Origin of the sequence: Sorangium sp. So ce302, from assembly GCF_051530145.1 — a bacterium.
In the GTDB taxonomy this organism is placed as follows: domain Bacteria; phylum Myxococcota_A; class Polyangia; order Polyangiales; family Polyangiaceae; genus Sorangium; species Sorangium cellulosum_B.
Genome location: NZ_CP150326.1, coordinates 9,951,210 through 9,969,733 on the forward strand (window position 1 = coordinate 9,951,210; position 18,524 = coordinate 9,969,733).

Genomic DNA, 18,524 nt, shown 5'->3' on the forward strand with positions numbered 1-18,524 from the left:
AAAGCAAAAAATGCGAAGCGCTCTTGCGCCCGGTGCGCCAAGTGGAGCCCATGATGTCTTCGACGCGCTGCACGGTCGCTTCGCTTCTGTTCTCCGCATTCACCGCGCTGGCCTGTGACGACTCCAGCCAGCGCCCGGGCTCGGCGACCGGGGCTGGCGGGGACGGCACCGGCGCGGGTGCTGGTGGTGGTTCCAGCGCCGAAACGGGCAGCTCCATGGCGGGGACTGGGGCTGCGGGTGGCGCCTCCAGCGCCGGAGCCGGCGCAGGCGGCGCAGGCGGAACGGCGGGTGGCACAGCAGCGGCAGGCGCCACGGGTAACGGCGGCTCTGCGGGCGGCCCTCCCCCGGCCGAAGAGGCCTTCACGCTGCTCTTCCGCGACGATTTCGATCAGCTGGACGCAGCTCGCTGGCAGCTGATGACACATTCCTGGACCGAGAATCTGGCGCTGTTCTCGCAATCCGCCGCTACCATCGAACGTGGCCAGCTGGTGCTCCGGCTCACGCCGGCCCCCCAGGGCACCGCCGACAGCTCCGGAGCCGCCAAGACCTTCCTGGGTGCCGAGGTTCGCTCCGTCGACTCGCTCACGTACGGGCGCGTGCGCGCTCGCGTCAAGCTGGCCCGAGGCTCGGCGGTCATCTCGTCCCTGGTCACGATCTACACCCCCTGGCCAGCGGACAACTGGAACGAGCTCGACATCGAGTGCCTAGGGGCCGAGCCGAATGACGTGCAGTTCAACGCCATGGTGTACACTGGCGCTCCGGTACGGCCCCCGGTGACGCAATCCGTCAGTCCGACTCAGCATCCGCAGAAGGTGGACCTCGGCTTCGATCCGAGCGAGGACTTTCACACGTACCAGATCGAATGGACGCCGTCCGGCGCCCGCTTTTCAGTCGACGACGTGCTCCGACACGAGTGGACGGAGCGCATCGACCTCATGGTGCTGCCGCAGAACGTGCTCATGACGATCTGGGCGTCGTCGAGCGCGTCCTGGGCCGGGGCCGTGACCGCCGAGACGGGCAAGGCGAGCGCGACGTACGATTGGATCGAGCTCTATCGGTACACGCCTTGATCGGGTCGCGAGACCAGGCCGCTCCGAGCGCGTGAGCTCACGCGGTTCGGCCCGACAAAGCGCGAAGCGAACGCCTGGGTGCGGGGCGGAGCCCCGACGGAACCTGCGCGCGCCTGTTAGCGACGCGACAGCATGGGCGGAGCATCGCTGTTCTCCGCAGCGGCTGCGGTGGTTCAGGGCGACGCGCGCGCTGACATGCCTCTCGGGATCGGATACTGCTCGAGGCCATGTCGCGCCGCCGTTCTGCCGTCATTATCGCCGCTGTCTCCGCCATCATGCTCCCTGCCGTCCCGCTCGCGTGCGGAGGCGATCGCGAGCTCGACGCGGGCCAGGGGAAGGGCACGAGCGGCGCCGGGACGGCAGGCGCCAGTGCTGCTGGCGGCGAGGCGGCTGGAATAGGCGGCGCAGGCGGCGAGGCCGCAGGCGCTGGCGGGGCTGGCGGCGGCGCGCAGTACGGGAACGTGCTCTGTCCGACCTCGTTCACGTTCAATGCGCCTCCCGGGGCCACGGATGTGCGCGTCCCTGGCGAGTGGAACGGCTTTGATCTCGGCGCCGCCCCGCAGCTGCAGGGCGGTACGCAGGGCCGGCTCGTGGCCACCGTCGACCTGCCGCCGGGGCTTCACGGCTACAAGATCGCCTATCGGTCCGGCGGCGAGGTCTCGTGGGTGCTCGACCCGGCGGAGGGGCGCCGCAAGTACGTCGACGGGGTCGAGAACTCGGCCGTCAAGGTCCCTGACTGCCGCCTCCCGTCGTTCTCGGTCGCGTCCAGCCAGGCGACGCGGCCTGCCGCCGGACAGGGCGCCTTCCAGGCCCGGCTCGTCTACCGGGACGGCATCGAGGGCGCGGGCCCGGAGGCGGCCTCGTTCGAGGCGGTTCTACAGGGCCAGGACGGCGAGGCGCGCCCGCTCACGGATCAGGAGCTCTCGGTCGACGCGCGCGGCGACGTGCGGATCCAGCTGGGAGGCCTCGGCGACGGCAAATACCGCGTCACCCTCCGCGGGGCGACCCGGAGCGGCCGCGCCGGTGAGCCGCTCCGGCTGGTGTTCTGGGTCGAGGCCGAGCCGTTCTCCTGGGAGGACGCGCTCATCTACATGGTCGTCACCGATCGTTACCGCGACGGCGATCCGGCCTTGAACCCGCCCGCCACGCCGGGCGCCGATCCGCGGGGCGACTGGGCCGGCGGGGATCTCGAGGGGCTGCGGCAGGCGATCGAGGACGGCACGCTCGACGCGCTGGGCGTGCGGGCCATCTGGCTCACGCCGTTCCAGGAGAACCCTGCCGGCGCCTACCTGGCGAGCGATGGAGTCCACCAGGTCACCGGATATCACGGTTACTGGCCCATCAAGGCGCGCGAGGTGGATCCGCGGCTCGGCGGCGCCGGGGCGCTCCGCGCGGTGGTGGCCGAGGCGCACCGCCACGGGATCCGCGTCCTCCAGGACTTCGTGGTGAACCACGTCCACGAAGATCACGAGTACGTCTCGTCTCACCCGGATTGGTTCAGGACGGGGTGTGTCTGCGGGACGGACGGGTGCGACTGGACGTCGCACGCGCTCGATTGCATGTTCGCGAGCTACCTCCCCGACGTGGACCACACGGTGCCCGAGGCCAACGCCGCGTTCGTGGCGGACGCGATCCACTGGCTGGACGCGTTCGATCTCGACGGGCTCCGTGTGGACGCCGTGAAGCACGTGGAGGAGATCGCGACGCGCAACCTCGCCGCGGAGGTCCGGGAGGCGTTCGAGCCGGCCGGCACACGTTATTTCCTGATGGGCGAGACCGCGATGGGCTGGAGCGACTGCGCCGACCCGTGCAACGACGAGAACTACGGGACGATCGCGAGGTACATCGGCCCTCAGGGGCTCGACGGCCAGCTCGATTTCGTCCTCTATCACGGGGTCTCTTACCGGACGTTCGGCTGGGGCGAGGAGGGCATGCTGCACGCCGCGTACTGGGTCGAGCACGGGCAGCGGCGGTGGCCGGAGGGCGCGATCATGACGCCGTACATCGGCAGCCACGACACGGCCCGGTTCGCGACGCTCGCCGACTACCGCGACGAGGCGGGGCCTCGCGGCCGGGAGGTCCCGGGCCGCCAGTGGTCGGACACCGCGGGAGCGCCCGAGTCGCCCGAGGTGTACGCGCGGGCGCGCCTCGCGATGGCGTGGCTCCTGGGCCTCCCGGGCGCGCCGCTGCTCTATTACGGCGACGAGTACGGCGCGTGGGGCGGCGCCGACCCGAACAACCGCGGCGTGTGGCGTCCGGAGGAGGATCTCACGGCGGACGAGCTGGAGACGCTCGATTTCGTGCGCGCGCTCGGGACCGCGCGCCGGGACATCCCCGCGCTCCGCCGCGGCGCCTACGTGAACCTCACCGCCACGGAGGACACGCTGGTCTTCGGCCGCCGGCACGGCCGGGGGGAGTCCGCCGTGGTGGCGCTGACGCGCGCGGGGACCGAGCAGCGCATCTCGGTCGAGGTCGCCCAGGCGCTCGGCCTCCCGCCCGGCACCGAGCTCAGGGATGCGCTCGGCGGCGCGAGCGAGGTCGTCTCCGCGACCGGCGTGCTCTCGATGAGCGTCCCGCCGGGCGCGGCGGTGATCTTCGCGCCGTGATCGCTGGCAGGCCGGCGGGAGCGGGCTCCGGCGGCGAGCGCAGGCCCAGCGGAGGCGGCGAAGCGGCTGGAGGAGCGCGGAAGGACGCGGCAACTCGCGCGCTGTCCGATTGAGCTCCGCAGCCGCCCCGGGTATGTCGGAGCGGTACGACATGCAGCCACCCAACGCGAGCCAGTTGCCCGAGGAGCTCCGCGCGCCGCCCCCGCGCCCCTGGGCGACCTTGCGGCATGTCCGGCATCAGCTGGCCGGCGTGGGGTACTCGCTGCTCTTCTGGGCGGGGCTGCTCGGGGTCGGCGCCTTCTACCGGCACATCGATTTCGTCGCGATGCTCCTCACGGTCTCGTTCGGCGTCATGCCGTTCGTGCTCCTGTATCAGGTGCTGGGTAGCTACACCGCCTGCCGCCTGGCGCTCCGCGGCGCGCCGTCGGCGGCGCACATCTACGAGGGGGCCGTCGTGACGAGGTACGGGACGGTGAACATCTGGCACGTCGTCGTCGCCGGCCAGCACGTGCGGATTCGCGCGAACGCGCCGCTCGACAGGAGCGTGGTGGTCCTCGTGACGCCCGAGACGCGGGGCGGCAAGCGCCGAGTCGGGGTCTATCATCCCCGGATCGGGATCTGCACATCGCTCGTGTGAGCCGCGCTCGCGGCGCTGTTGTTGCGGACTTGACCGCGTGAGACATTCGCCAGCATGCGAGCTGGGTCGGGTCTTCGCGTGCTGGTCATGGCCGTCCTGGTGCTGGCCGTTGTGGGGTGGATGGGCGCGCTCGGGTGCGCGGCGGGGCACGACGGCGCGGCAGCGGCGGCGCTCGTACAGCGCCGGTTCCCGGCGCAGGCCGCCGAGGTGCTGGGCAGCGGTGCTCCCGGCGCGCCTGTGGCGACCGGCGGCGGCTTCGCGCTGGGCGCGCCTGGCCTGGCGGGGCGCGGGCCGCGGCTCCAGGCCGAGCTGCCGCGCGACGGCGGCAGCTGGATGCGGCTCTCGGGCGCTGGCGGCTTCGAGGTGCGGGTGCGGGAGGCCGGCGCGTCCGGCCCGGGGGCGGTGTTCGACGGCGCGGTGATCTACGGCCGCGCGGGCGGCGCGTCGTTCTGGCGGGCGGTCGCCGGGGGCATCGAGGAATGGCTCACCGTGGCGCCGGGCGCCGTGCCGGCGGGCGAGCCCGCGGCCGTCTGGGAGGTGGACGGCGCGGCGCTGCGGCAGCGCGGCGAGGCCGTCGAGGTGGTGGACGCGGCGGGGACGCCGCGGCTGCGCGTCACCGCGCCGCGAGCGTTCGCGGAAGGCGGGCGGCCGATCGCGGCGCGCCTCGAGGCGCGCGGGGCGGAGATCGCGCTGCTTGTCGAGGCGTCGGGGGAGCTCCTGCTCGTGGATCCGCTGTGGCGCGCCGTCGGGGCGATGGCCACGAGGCGCGACGCCGGGCACACGGCCACGCTGCTGGGCGGCGACGACGGGCGGGTCCTGGTCGCGGGTGGCTATGGCGGCGAAGGCTATCTCGCGAGCGCGGAGCTGTACGACCCGGCGGACGACAGCTGGGCGCCGGCGCAGCCGATGAGCGAGGCGCGCGGCCAGCACGCCGCCCTGCGGCTGGCCAGCGGGCAGGTGTTGGTCGTGGGTGGCCGGGGCAGCGAGGGCTTGTTGACGAGCGCAGAGCTGTACGACCCGGCGGAGGACCGCTGGACGCCGACGCGACCGATGCGTGCTCCGCGCGAAGGGCACACGGCGACGCCGCTCGGCGACGGGCGGGTCCTCGTCACGGGCGGCCTCGACGGTGAGCTCGCGCTGGACAGCGCGGAGATCTATGACCCGACCGAGAACCTCTGGACCGCCGCGGCGCCGATGAGCGTTCGTCGTTACCAGCACACGGCGACGCCGCTCGGCGACGGGCGGGTCCTCGTCACAGGCGGACTCGAGCTGCAGGGCGCGCTGAACAGCGCGGAGATCTACGACCCGGCCGAGAACACCTGGACCGCCGCGGCGCCGATGCGCAACGCGCGCCACGAGCACGCGGCGACGCGTCTGAACGACGGACGCGTCCTCGTCACGGGCCGCTCGACGAGCGACCGGTACGGCGAGGGCGAGGAGGAGGAGGAAGAGTTCGCGAGCGCGGAGATCTACGACCCGGCGAGCGACGGCTGGGCGCTCACGGCGCCGATGAGCGTCGGGCGCACTCGCCACACGGCGACGCTGCTGGACGGCGGATGGGTCCTCGTCACGGGCGGGTCCGCGTCGTCCGAGTCCGGGTCCCTGGCGGGCGCGGAGATCTACGATCCGGCGGCAGGCTCGTGGTCGAACGTGCCGGCGATGGCCGCGGGCCGCAGCGCTCATACCGCGACGCTGCTCCCGGGCGGCGGCGTGCTCGTGACGGGCGGCAACCAGGACTTCGAGGCGAGCGCAGAGATCTACGACCTGGCGGGCGCAAGCCCGTGGTCGGAAGCAGCACCGATGCTCGACGCGCGCTACGACCACACGGCGACGTTGCTGAGCGACGGGCGGGTCCTCATCGCGGGGGGCTACGGAACCGCCCATGTCAGCCTCTCGGGCGCGGAGATCTTCGACCCGGCGGAGGGAACCTGGACCGCGGCGGAGGCGATGAGCGGCTCGCGCAGCGCGCACACGGCGACGCGGCTGAACGATGGGCGGGTCCTCGTCGCGGGCGGCCAAGGGATCGACTATGTCAGCCTCTCGGGCGCGGAGATCTTCGACCCCGACACGCGCGGCTGGAAAGCGGTAAAGCCGATGATCACGGCGCGCCAGCTTCACACGGCGACGTCGCTGAGGGACGGGCGGGTCCTCGTCGCGGGCGGTTATGGGGCCGATTATACCAACCTCTCGAGCGCGGAGATCTTCGACCCCGACACGGACGCCTGGTCGGCGACAGCGCCGATGAGCACCGCGCGCCAGGGTCACACGGCGACGTCGCTGAGGGACGGGCGGGTCCTCGTCGCGGGCGGTTATGGGGCCGACTATACCAACCTCTCGAGCGCGGAGATCTTCGACGCCGACACGGGCACCTGGTCGGCGACAGCGCCGATGAACGCCGCGCGCCAGAGCCACACGGCCACGCTGCTTGATGACGGCCAGGTCCTCGTCGTAGGCGGTTACGGGGCCGACAACGCCAACCTCGCGGCCGCGGAGGCGTATGATCCGGCGACCGATCGCTGGACGGCACGGGCTCCCATGAGCGCCGCGCGCCAGAACCACACAGCCACGTCGCTCCTGGACGGGCGGGTTCTCATCGCGGCGGGCATTGCCGGCGCTTACGGCTATGAGGGTAGCGCGACCGCGGAGGTGTACGACCAGGCCACCGACAGCTGGGCTCCGGCAGAGACGATGTACGTCCAGCGATCCTACCATGCGGCGACGCTGCTGAGCGATGGCAAGGTCCTGGTCACCGGCGGCGACGGGCCCGGCGGCATCCTCGCCGACGGCGAGCTCTTCATCCCTGCCCTCCCCGGCGATCCTTGCGAGACCGATGCGGACTGCGCCGGCGCCTCCTGCGTCGACGGCGTCTGCTGCGACGTCCCTTGCGCGGGCGCGTGCATGGCGTGCTCCGCCGCGAAGAAGGGCGCCGGCCCCGACGGCGCATGCGGCCCCATCCAGGCCGGCGCCGATCCGGACGACGACTGCGCCGCGGAGCCTGCCTCCTCCTGCGGCACCACCGGCCTCTGCGACGGCCGCGGCGGCTGCCAGCTGCGGGCGCAGGGCGCCCCCTGCGGCGCGGCCTCGTGCAAGGACGCCTCCGAGCTCGTCGAGGCCCCCCTCTGTGACGGCCTCGGGGTCTGTACCGAGGGCGACACGCGATCTTGCGCCGAGTACCGCTGCGTCGCGGGCGCCTGTCTCACGGGCTGCACCTTCGACACCCAGTGCGCCGACTCGGCCTACTGCGCGGCGACCGGCGGCGACTGCCTGCCGAAGAAGCCCGTCGGCGCCGCGTGCTCGCTCCCGAAGGAGTGCCTCAGCGGGCAGTGCAGGGCTGGAGCCTGCGAGCTCGACGCCGACGAGGACGGCATCGCCGACAGCGAGGACAACTGCCCTGCGGTCCCGAACACGCTTCAGGCCAACACCGATGGTGGCCTGTCGGCGGGCGATCTCCTCGGCGACGCCTGCGACGAGGACGACGACGCCGACGACGACGGCGACACGGTGGACAACTGCCCCCTCGTCGCGAACCCCGACCAGGCCGACGTCAACGGCGATGGGGTCGGCGACGCCTGCGATTGCGACAACCCGCGCAAGCCCGACGGCAGCCCCTGCGACGACGGCAACGCCTGCACGCAGACCGATACCTGCCAGAACGGCGCCTGCGTCGGCGGCGATCCCTTCGTGTGCCCGCAGCCCGACGCCTCCACCTGCAGGCGCGCCGTCTGCGCGCCGGCCACCGGCGCCTGCCAGAGGCGCTACAAGCTCGACGGCGCGCCCTGTCCAGGCGGCGAGTGCATCGCCGGGGGCTGCTTGCTCGCGGAGGCCGCCAGCGGCTCTGGAGGCGGCGCGGGTGGCGAGGGCCAGGGCGGAGAGGGCGACGGCGGCGGCGGCCAGGGCGGCGGCGGCCAGGGCGGCGGCGGCCAGGGCGGCGGCGGCCAGGGCGGCGATGCCGCCGCGACTGGCTCCGGCGGGTCCGGCGGCAACGCCGGTGGCGCGGCTCCGGCGCCTGCTCCGGAGCGGAGCGCCCCGCCGCGCGCGCACGGCAACGGCTGCGCCCTGGCGCGCGGCGCTGGCCCTGACCCGGGCGGCTCGTCCCTGCCCTGGCTCCTCCTCGCCGCCTTGCTCGCCGCGCGCTCCAGGGGGTTCCGCGACTCAGCCTGATCCACCACCGCTCGCCGAGTTCTCGCTGGTCGTGCCCTTCCGACAGGCTCCCGGGCGGTTCGGTCATGCCTCGCTCACGCACAGCCAGGGACCAACTTGGGCCTCGTCCAGGACTCGAAGCGCGGGCGATAAGCGCGCGACGCGCAGCCCCCGGGGACCTCTGGGCCACACACCCGTACGCTCCGACACCGGCGTCAGCCCTCCCCGGGAGCCGGACGCTCTTGCGGCTCGCGACGGCTGCGCCTCTACTCGTTCACCATGACCACGACACTTCGCCTACCGGTCGACGACGAGCGGCTCGTCCAGCTGATCCGAGAGCGGCTCGACGAGCTGATCGCGGGCATCGATCGACGCATCGGCGCGCAGCTGGACGAGATCCTCCACCACCCGCTCTTTCAGCGTCTCGAGCGGGCCTGGCGCGGGCTCTGGTTCGTGGTCGAGAGGACGAGCTTCGACGAGAACATCCGGCTCGAGCTGCTCAATTGCTCGAAGGACGACCTGCGGGACGACTTCGCATCCGCAGGTGCGACCGACAAGAGCGGGCTCCACGCCATCGTCTATGCGCGCGCGATCGGGCGCGGGCACGAGCCGTACGGCGCCATCCTCGCGAACCTCGAGTTCGGCCCGGAGCCGGACGACGCAGCCCTGCTCCAGCGATGCGCGACGGTGGCGCTCCTGGCCCAGGCGCCCTTCGTGGCGGGGGCCTCGCCGCGCCTCCTCGGGGTGGAGAGCTACCACGCGCTCGGGGCTGCGGACCGAGCCCAGGACTCCGAGGCGCTGCAGCAGCTGCGCGCGGAGGAGTGCTCACGCGCGCTCGGGCTGGTCCTGCCGCGTTTTCTGCTGCGCGCGCCGTTCGGTCGCGGCGAGCGCGCCGAGGCGAGCTTCGCCTACGAGGAGAGCACCGAAGACCACGAGAGCTACTGCTGGGGCAACGCGAGCTTCGCCTTCGCGACCCGGCTCACCGACAGCTTCGCGCGTTACCGGTGGTGTCCCAACATCATCCGTCCCGGCGGCGGCGGGCTGATCGAGGGGCTACCGCGGCCCGAGGGAGAGGGCATGATCGAGACACCCACCGAGGTGGCGCTGTCCTTTCCCCAGGAAGCCGAGATCGCGGAGCGCGGATTGATCCCGCTCCTCGCGGTCGCTCCCGGGCAGGCATGCTTTTTCTCGGCGAACTCCCTGCAAGCGCCGCGGTCCTTCGGCGACACGGACGAGGGCAGGGCCGCCGAGATGAATTACAGGCTTGGGACCCAGCTTCCCTGGCTCTTCGTCCTCGCCCGCATCGTTCATTATCTCAAGGTCATCTACCGCTCTTACCAGCACGCCTTCGAGACGCCGCAAGAAGCCGAGAAAGAGCTGAACGACTGGGTGTCTCAGTACGTCGCGGACCGGGAGGTGGTGACCGCGGCGTCGCGCGCCCGGAGGCCGCTGCGCAAGGTGAAAGTGCTCGTCCTGGACACCGAGCACGAGGGCGATTGGTACAAGCTCGGGGTGCAGCTCAGGCCTCACTTCAAGTACATGGGCGCGTTCTTCACGCTGAGCGTCTCCAGCCGGATCGAGAAGAGATGATCGCGCTCGACACGGACGATCCGATCCTCGCCCGCTTCGCTCGCGATCTCAACGCACAAGCATCGATCGGCGTCGACGATGGGCTTGGCGTGAGGCCTGATCTCGAGCGCTTCTCCGCGGAGGACATCGAGCACGCCCAGCTCGCCTGGAGCCACCGTGTCCTGGGCGAGTACCGCGGGGTGGTGATCTACACCGAGCTGCTCGCTGCCCTCGTCGAAGCCGAGGCGCCGTACCCGGCGCTCGCCGCCGTCCACCGGATCATCGGGGACGAGCTCCGCCACAGCCGCCTGTGCGCGGAGGTCGTCGGATGGCTCGGGGGATGGGAGTCGCTCCACCTCGACCTCGGGGGGCAGCGCATGCCCCGCACCGACGATCCTCCGGCGGCCAGGGCGCTCGAGATCGCCGCCCGCGAGCTCGTGCTCGTCGAGGAGGAGTCGGTGAGGACGCTCCGCGCCCACGTTCGCGCGGCCGAGGAGCCGTCGATCCGGCGGGTCTTCGAGTCGTTGCTGCGCGACGAGGTGCGCCACGCCGCCGCCGGGCGCTCCCTCGTGGCGCTGATTGAGCGCTCGTACCCAGAGAGCGAGCTCGCGGGCGTGCAGGCGCGCCTGCACGCCCGCCTGCCCGAGGAGCGACGGCACCTGCGCGAGCAGGCGCTCGCGCGGGCCGTGGGCGGCCCGGGGCGACAGCTCGGAGCAAGGCTCGCACCGGGCGATCTCGAGGCGTGAGCTGAGACATCGACTTCGTCGTGAGACGCGGAGCGGCAAGCGCCGAGTCGGGGTCTATCATCCCCGGATCGGGATCTGCACATCGCTCGTGTGAACCGCGCTCGCGGCGCTGTTGTTGCGGGCGTGACCGCGTGAGACATTCGCCGGCATGCGAGCTGGGTCGGGTCTCCGCGTGCTGGTCATGGCCGTCCTGGTGCTGGCCGTTGTGGGGTGGATGGGCGCGCTCGGGTGCGCGGCGGGGCACGACGGCGCGGCGGCGGCGGCGCTCGTACAGCGCCGGTTCCCGGCGCAGGCCGCCGAGGTGCTGGGCAGCGGCGCTCCCGGCGCGCCTGTGGCGACCGGCGGCGGCTTCGCGCTGGGCGCGCCTGGCCTGGCGGGGCGCGGGCCGCGGCTCCAGGCCGAGCTGCCGCGCGACGGCGGCGGCTGGATGCGGCTCTCGGGCGCTGGCGGCTTCGAGGTGCGGGTGCGCGAGGCCGGCGCGTCCGGCCCGGGGGCGGTGGTCGACGGCGCGGTGATCTACGGCCGCGCGGGCGGCGCGTCGTTCTGGCGGGCGGCCGCCGGGGGCATCGAGGAATGGCTCACCGTGGCGCCGGGCGCCGTGCCGGCGGGTGAGCCCGCGGCCGTCTGGGAGGTGGACGGCGCGGCGCTGCGGCAGCGCGGCGAGGCCGTCGAGGTGGTGGACGCGGCGGGGACGCCGCGGCTGCGCGTCACCGCGCCGCGAGCGTTCGCGGAAAGCGGGCGGCCGATCGCGGCGCGCCTCGAGGCGCGCGGGGCGGAGATCGCGCTGCTTGTCGAGGCGTCGGGGGAGCTCCTGCTCGTGGATCCGCTGTGGCGCGCCGTCGGGGCGATGGCCACGAGGCGGGACGCCGGGCATACGGCCACGCTGCTCGGCGGCGACGACGGGCGGCTCCTGGTCGTGGGCGGCTATGGCGGCGAAGGCTATCTCGCGAGCGCGGAGCTGTACAACCAGGCGGACGACAGCTGGGCGCCAGCGCAGCCGATGAGCGCGCCGCGCCAAGATCACGCCGCCTTGCTGATGGACAGCGGGCAGATCCTCGTCGTGGGCGGCTCCGATGGATCGAGAGCGGTGGCGAGCACGGAGCTGTACGACCCGGCGGAGGACCGCTGGACGCCAGCGCGGCCGATGAACGTCGCGCGCCAGGGCCCCACGGCGACGCGGCTGGACGGCGGGCGGATCCTCGTCGTGGGCGGCTGGAACGACGGCAAGTTCCTCGAGAGCGCGGAGCTGTTCGACCCGCGCGAGGGCATCTGGACCGCGACGGCGCCGATGAGCACCGGGCGATACGGGCACACCGCGACGCTGCTGGCCGACGGGCGGGTCCTGGTCGCCGGCGGCTTCGGGGGGGAGGGCGAGATCGCGACCGTGGAGGTGTACGATCCGTCGACGAACGCCTGGACCCCGGCGCGATCGATGAACGCCGCGCGCCGAGGGCACACGGCCACGCTGCTCGACGGCGGGCAGGTCCTGGTCACGGGCGGGATGACGAACGACGACGAAAGCACGTCCATCGTGAGCGCGGAGCTGTTCGACCCGGTGGAGGGCATCTGGACCGCGACGGCGCCGATGAGCTTCAGGCGCTTTGACCACACGGCGACGCTGCTGGACGACGGGCGGGTCCTGGTCACGGGCGGATTGACGCATCCCGGCGCGTTCCTCGCGAGTGCGGAGATGTTTGACCCGGTGGATGGCGGCTGGTCGAACGCGCCCGCGATGGCCGTCGGCCGCGGCTCTCATACGGCGACGCTGCTCCCGCGCGGCGGCGTGCTCGTGACGGGCGGCAATGAAGGCGTCGAGACGAACGCCGAGGTCTACGACCCGCCAGGCACGAGCCCGTGGTCGGAGACCGCGCCGATGCGCGACGCGCGCTACGCGCACACGGCGACGCTGCTGGACGATGGGCGAGTCGTGGTCGCGGGCGGCTGGGCCGAATTCATCGACCCCAGGACCACGGAGATCTACGACCCGGCCGACGGCACCTGGACCGCGGCCAAGGAGATGCGCGACGCGCGCTATAGCCATACCGCGACGCTGCTGGACGACGGGCGGGTCCTGGTCGCGGGTGGCTACGGGAGCAACGAGGAGCGCGCGCTCGCGACCGTGGAGATCTTCGACCCCATGACGAGCAGCTGGACAGCGGCAGCGCCGATGATCGCCGCGCGCCAGGCCCACACGGCCACGCTGCTGGACGACGGCCGGGTCCTGGTCACAGGCGGCCTCGGGGCCGACTACGTCAACCTCGCGAGCGCGGAGATCTACGACCCGGCGGAAGGCACCTGGACCGCAGCGGTGGCGATGCTCGCCGCGCGCCAGGGGCACACGGCCACGCTGCTGGGCGACGGGCGGGTCCTGGTCACAGGCGGCTACGATCCCCGCGGTGACGCCCCGAGCGCAGAGATCTGGAGCCCCGGCGAGCGCGGCTGGACAGCGGCAGCACCGATGATCGCCGCGCGCCGGGCGCACACGGCGACGCTGCTGGACGATGGGCGGGTCCTGGTCGTGGGCGGCTCCCCGGACGTGGAGGGAATCAGCGGGCTCGCGAGCGCGGAGCTGTACGACCCGGCGACGGATCGCTGGACGATGCGAGCGCCCATGAGCACCGCGCGCCAGAACCACACGGCGACGCGGCTCCTGGCCGGGCGGGTCCTGGTCGCGGGCAATGCCCCTGTCAATGGCCATCGCAGCGCGAGCGCGGAAGTGTACGACCTGGCCACGGACAGCTGGTCTCCGGCAGGGACGATGTACATCGAGCGATCTCAACACGCGGCGACCCTGCTGCGCCATGGCAAGGTCCTGGTCACCGGCGGCGTGAACCTCGGCATCTACATCTCCAGCGCCGAGCTCAATATCGCCAGCGCCGAGATCTACACCCCTGCCTTCCCCGGCGCTCCCTGCGAGACCGATGCGGACTGCGCCGGCGTTTCCTGCGTCGACGGCGTCTGCTGCGACGTCCCTTGCGCGGGCGCGTGCATGGCGTGCTCCGCCGCGAAGAAGGGAGCCGGCCCCGACGGCGCATGCGGCCCCATCCAGGCCGGCGCCGATCCGGACGACGACTGCGCCGCGGAACCTGCCTCCTCCTGCGGCACCACCGGCCTCTGCGACGGCCGCGGCGGCTGCCAGCTGCGGGCGCAGGGCGCCCCCTGCGGCGCGGCCTCGTGCAAGGACGCCTCCGAGCTCGTCGAGGCCCCGCTCTGCGACGGCCTCGGGGCCTGCGCCGAGGGCGACACGCGCTCTTGCGCCGAGTACCGCTGCGTCGCGGGCGCCTGCCTCACGGGCTGCACCTTCGACACCCAGTGCGCCGACTCGGCCTACTGCGCGGCGACCGGCGGCGACTGCCTGCCGAAGAAGCCCGTCGGCGCCGCGTGCTCGCTCCCGAAGGAGTGCCTCAGCGGGCAGTGCAGGGCCGGAGCCTGCGAGCTCGACACCGACGAGGACGGCATCGCCGACAGCGAGGACAACTGCCCTGCGGTCCCGAACACGCTCCAGGCCAACACCGATGGTGGCCTGCCGGCGGGCGATCTCCTCGGCGACGCCTGCGACGAGGACGACGACGCCGATGGCGTCGCCGATACGGCGGACAACTGCCCCCTCGTCGCGAACCCCGACCAGGCCGACGTCAACGGCGATGGGGTCGGCGACGCCTGCGATTGCGACAACCCGCGCAAGCCTGACGGCAGGCCCTGCGACGACGGCAACGCCTGCACGCAGACCGATACCTGCCAGAACGGCGCCTGCGTCGGCGGCGATCCCTTCGTGTGCCCGCAGCCCGACACCTCCACCTGCAGGCGCGCCGTCTGCGCGCCGGCCACCGGCGCCTGCGACAGGCGCTACAAGCTCGACGGGGCGCCCTGTCCAGGCGGCGAGTGCATCGCCGGCGGCTGCCTGCTCGCGGAGGCCGCCAGCGGCTCCGGAGGCGGCGCGGGTGGCGAGGGCCAGGGCGGAGAGGGCGGCGGCGGCGGGGACCAGGGCGGTGGGGGCCAGGGCGGCGAGGGCCAGGGCGGCGACGCCGCCGCGAATGGCTCCGGCGGCTCCGGCGGCGATGCCGGCGGCGCGCCTCCGGCGCCTGCACCGGAGGGGAGCGCCTCGCCGCGCGCGCACGGCAACGGCTGCGCTCTGGCGCGCGGCGCCGGTCCTGACCCGGGCGGCTCGTCCGTGCCCGGGCTCCTCCTCGCCGCGCTGCTCGCCGCGCGGTCCAGGGGTTTCCGCAAGGCAGGCTGATTTACCGCCGTTCGCCGAGTTCTCGCTGGTCGTGCCCTTCCGACACGCTCCCGGGCGGTTCGGTCATGCCTCGCTCACGCGCAACCAGGGACGAACTTGGGCTTCTTCCCTGGTGCCGGCGGACGTTCGGAAGGCCATCACGAGGCGGCCTGCAACGCGTGCCCCAGCGATGGCCATCGCGCGCCTTGACCGCAACCGCGCGCGCCCGCAATGGCCATCAACCGGCCTGCTCGACGGACCATCAGCCAGCGTGAGCGTCAACACCGCGCAGCCGGACGGAGCCGGCGCCGTTGGCGCGCTTTTCTCCTGCTGGACTGCCAGGGGCGCGGGCGAGACGTGCTCCCGCAGCGCTGCGGGGACTCTTCTGTGCGCGCTTCGGGAACGAGACGCTGTCGTGTGCCCCCACGTTCGGGCGCACGGGCGATGTCGTGCAACTCAGAGCGCGACCGCCGGCGCGCCGTCAACCGCGGCGGCGGCCCGCCCAGGGCGTCGCGGCGGGTCGCGCTCGCTCGTGGCGCTGGCACGCGGGCGACGTCGTGCAGCCCAGGGCGCACCGCCGTCCGTGCGCTCTCACGGCCACGCGGACAGACCGCCAGTGACAGCAGCCTGACGAACACTGGCGCTGCGGACAGCTGCCAGTGGTCCACGCTCTGGACGGTACGACCCATGGCCATTGGGATGCCCTCCTCTAGGTTGCATTTGACGCCCAATCCTGTCATCAGAAGAATTGGTTGTATCGCCACGTTCTCCGGGCGGTGCCAAAGGGGGAAGTAACCGATGAGAACGAAATGCGGACGGGTCGCATCGGCGGCGATGTTCGCTCTCGTGCTCGGTGTCGCTTCGACGCAGGTAGAGGCATCGGAGCTGAGCGCCGGTGTAAGTCTCGGCTGGATCCAGGCTGGCACTGCTCCACGCCTCGCGGTAGGCCCGCATGCTGGGATATCGTGGCACCTTAAGAAGAACCTCCTGTTGAAGGTTCATGATCTGTGCAGCGTCGTGCCTCCAATCCAGATAGGCGGATAGGCGGTCCCGGTGTTTACAATCACACCTCCGTTGCCCTTGGGTATAGCTGGAGGGATGGCGACATCGGCGTAGGCCCATCGGTTGCGCTCTACTTCATGCCAGCGTGCGGAAACACCTTGTGTGGACAGGTTGCCGGGATGGCGGTAGGCGGACACGCGCAAGCCAGCGCGTACGTTGTGGGGCCGCTGGGCATATCGGCGAGCGCTAATGTGGATTGGATCGGCGGAAGAAGTCTTGTTCTTCCAGGCCACGCGTCCGTCGTTGTTGCTGCCGGCCCCGTGATGCGATGGAGCGTCAAATGAGCTCAAGAACGAGCCTGCTTTTCATCGTAGCTATCGCGATCTGGGCGTTGGCGGCATGTAACTGGACGGTGGGCGACTGCTACCCTCGCGAGGAATGGACCTCGGGCGCAGGTGCGGGGCCAGGTTCGGAGCCCGTTCCGGTCTTCAGCTCCAGCGCAGCCGGTGACTTCGGTGATGCGCCATCGGGAGAACGGCAAGGCGCCGGCGAGCAAAAGATCCAGTGCAACAAGACGGATAGCTCAGACGAAGAGGAAGAAGAGCGCCCGCGAGACAGCGCGGAGAGTCCGACAAACGGCACATGCTCAGGCCCCGGTGACATAGCCGGAGACGGCCAGACTTACGTATTCTGTAGCGACACCTGCAGTTCGAAGTGTCCGCCGGCCGAAGTGAACGGCTTCTCGCCAACCATCTTCAATTTCGCCACGACGATCCCCGACGACGGAACAGGCGAATCGGGAGGCTGGCAGACAGCCTCCGTTCGTCTGAAGGTCAAGCGGTGGGTCGAGATATACCCGGAGTTCTGGGAATGTCCACAGATGACGTTCGGGATGCCACTGCGAAACAAAGCTCAGGGGCAGATTCCACCGGCCGAGGCCGCGCGCATCAGTGCCGATGTAGCGACCAACGCTTCGCGTAAAACAATGAGGGCAAACCCCACTATTCCGCAGGGGATCTACTGCGCCAGGTTAAAGGACGAGATGGACATTAGCCTCCGCAAGCGCGTGGCCGGGTCCAGAGTCACACAGCCATGAAGCACGGGGTCGAGGAGTTATTCAACGTCGTATATCGCCACTACCCTCGGCGGGTTCCGTACGAGGATCTTGGTCGCTTGCAAACAGAAGAGGGTCGACGGCTGGTGGACGCCCGTCGCCGAGCCGGCGCCGATTGCGAACGGTGGCTTGGAATGTTGCGACGTCTGCGTGAACAGTTCCCCGAGAACGAGGTCGACAATTTCTCAGCTCATCTCGCGATGGGAAGTCACGACGGCTGTTATTCCGGTTCTCTCTATCTTCCGAAGGCCACCGGAGAACACCGACATGCAATCGAATTGAGGGTGAGCTTCCTGGTTCCTTATTACATCGTCTACAGCTCGCGCCTCGTTGAGGATCTCGAGGAGATCGAGAGGAAGAAATCGCTCCGCGCGACGCCACCTCGTGCCGTCACGATCTTTGTCCATGATACGGCCTACATCCTGCCCGCCTGGGTTGGCAAGCTGATCAAGCTGGTCAAGCCCGAGCTTGTTGAACCACCTTCGATGGAAGATAAACCCACGCGGCAGGTCATCTCCTTTGAGCTATCGCCGGATGAGCGGCCGTACGCTGCGGGGATCGCCCAAGAGATCGAAGCGACATGGGGATACGAGCGCATGCCGCCGGAGGTCGGCAACGTGGTCGTGCCGGACGTGGCGACCAATCTACGACGTTTGGGAGAGGCCAGGCTATACGATTGCCTATTTTCAGACGCATGGTAAGCCGGTGATGCTCTCAACCTCGACACTCACCGACACCCCAAGCGATCTGGAAGAGCATGAAGCGCAGCGGACCGGGCTCGAACCGTCCAGAGCGGGCCGAGCTCGCCGACATGACCTTCGGCCTTCGCGCCCGGTTCTATCGAGCCGGATAGCTCGCTGCGGTAAGCTTCAATCCAGTTATTCAGGAAAGCGCAGCGTCTCGACCTGAATGCCATCCTCCCCCGTGATCGTCTCGCCCGACCAGTCCCAGCTCACGCCGCCCTTGCCCGGCGGACCGAGCCCGTAGGTCACGCCCTCCAGCGTGAGCTGGTCCTCGTCGAGGTAGGCGATGCCGATCGAGTCGCCGCCGCGCCCGGGGCCGCCGTAGCCGCCGTCGCCCCCTCGGGGGCCACGATCCTCGGGCGGGCACGTCCGGGAATGTCCTCTCGACCATGCGCGTGCCGTTGTCCGCCTGACGAAGCGCAAGGGGTGCCGATACACGGGCGAGAGCCGCTCGTGTCATGATATACCTCCATCCGTGTTGGGTTCGTTCGCAACCGTGACCGACGCTGCCGGAAGGTGCCCGAAACGGTAGTTCTGCGCTCCCGGTAGTTCGCGACGAACTACCGGGGTACGCGCTCGGAAAGAACATCAAGCCATGTCGCGGGGTTAGGTGTTCCCGGAAGCGCCGCTGAGGGGCCGAAAACCGGGGAAAACGAAGGGCGCGATTTGGTAGTTCTGCGC

9 protein-coding genes and 1 pseudogene are annotated in these 18,524 nt (G+C 71.2%); 9 read left to right on the plus strand and 1 reads right to left on the minus strand.

What is annotated here, in order from left to right; genetic code table 11:
- Positions 1 to 50 precede the first annotated feature (50 nt).
- The 9 genes from WME73_RS37710 to WME73_RS37750 all read left to right on the plus strand — a co-directional run bounded on the left by WME73_RS37710 (position 51) and on the right by WME73_RS37750 (position 17,801).
- Positions 51 to 1,070 (plus strand): glycoside hydrolase family 16 protein, encoded by a 1,020-nt coding sequence (locus tag WME73_RS37710; protein ID WP_437912708.1) that lies wholly within the window; start codon positions 51 to 53, stop codon positions 1,068 to 1,070.
- 275 nt (positions 1,071 to 1,345) lie between these two features.
- Positions 1,346 to 3,676 (plus strand): alpha-amylase family glycosyl hydrolase, encoded by a 2,331-nt coding sequence (locus WME73_RS37715; RefSeq protein WP_437912709.1) that lies wholly within the window; start codon positions 1,346 to 1,348, stop codon positions 3,674 to 3,676.
- A 151-nt stretch (positions 3,677 to 3,827) separates the two neighbouring features.
- On the plus strand, positions 3,828 to 4,313 hold the full coding sequence (locus tag WME73_RS37720; protein ID WP_437912710.1) for a hypothetical protein: 486 nt from the start codon (positions 3,828 to 3,830) through the stop codon (positions 4,311 to 4,313).
- A 78-nt stretch (positions 4,314 to 4,391) separates the two neighbouring features.
- Positions 4,392 to 8,474 carry a kelch repeat-containing protein gene (locus WME73_RS37725; RefSeq protein WP_437917485.1) on the plus strand — a complete coding sequence of 1,361 codons (4,083 nt, stop codon included), beginning with the start codon at positions 4,392 to 4,394 and terminating at the stop codon, positions 8,472 to 8,474.
- Positions 8,475 to 8,732: 258 nt separating this feature from the next.
- Positions 8,733 to 10,043 (plus strand): type VI secretion system contractile sheath large subunit, encoded by a 1,311-nt coding sequence (gene tssC / locus WME73_RS37730; protein WP_437912711.1) that lies wholly within the window; start codon positions 8,733 to 8,735, stop codon positions 10,041 to 10,043.
- Positions 10,040 to 10,768 (plus strand): ferritin-like domain-containing protein, encoded by a 729-nt coding sequence (locus tag WME73_RS37735; RefSeq protein WP_437912712.1) that lies wholly within the window; start codon positions 10,040 to 10,042, stop codon positions 10,766 to 10,768. Before tssC ends, WME73_RS37735 begins: the two co-directional genes overlap by 4 nt.
- A 148-nt stretch (positions 10,769 to 10,916) precedes the next feature.
- Positions 10,917 to 15,005 carry a kelch repeat-containing protein gene (locus WME73_RS37740; RefSeq protein WP_437912713.1) on the plus strand — a complete coding sequence of 1,363 codons (4,089 nt, stop codon included), beginning with the start codon at positions 10,917 to 10,919 and terminating at the stop codon, positions 15,003 to 15,005.
- Positions 15,006 to 16,326: 1,321 nt separating this feature from the next.
- Positions 16,327 to 17,082, plus strand: a complete 756-nt coding sequence (locus WME73_RS37745) for a hypothetical protein (protein WP_437912714.1) — start codon at positions 16,327 to 16,329, stop codon at positions 17,080 to 17,082.
- Positions 17,079 to 17,801 (plus strand): hypothetical protein, encoded by a 723-nt coding sequence (locus WME73_RS37750; protein WP_437912715.1) that lies wholly within the window; start codon positions 17,079 to 17,081, stop codon positions 17,799 to 17,801. The genes WME73_RS37745 and WME73_RS37750 overlap by 4 nt, the downstream gene beginning before the upstream one ends.
- Before the next feature lie 177 nt (positions 17,802 to 17,978).
- On the opposite strand, the pseudogene WME73_RS37755 reads toward WME73_RS37750, so the two are convergent.
- A pseudogene (locus tag WME73_RS37755) lies at positions 17,979 to 18,191 on the minus strand (hypothetical protein); the annotation flags it as partial.
- Between the last annotated feature and the right edge of the window lie 333 nt (positions 18,192 to 18,524).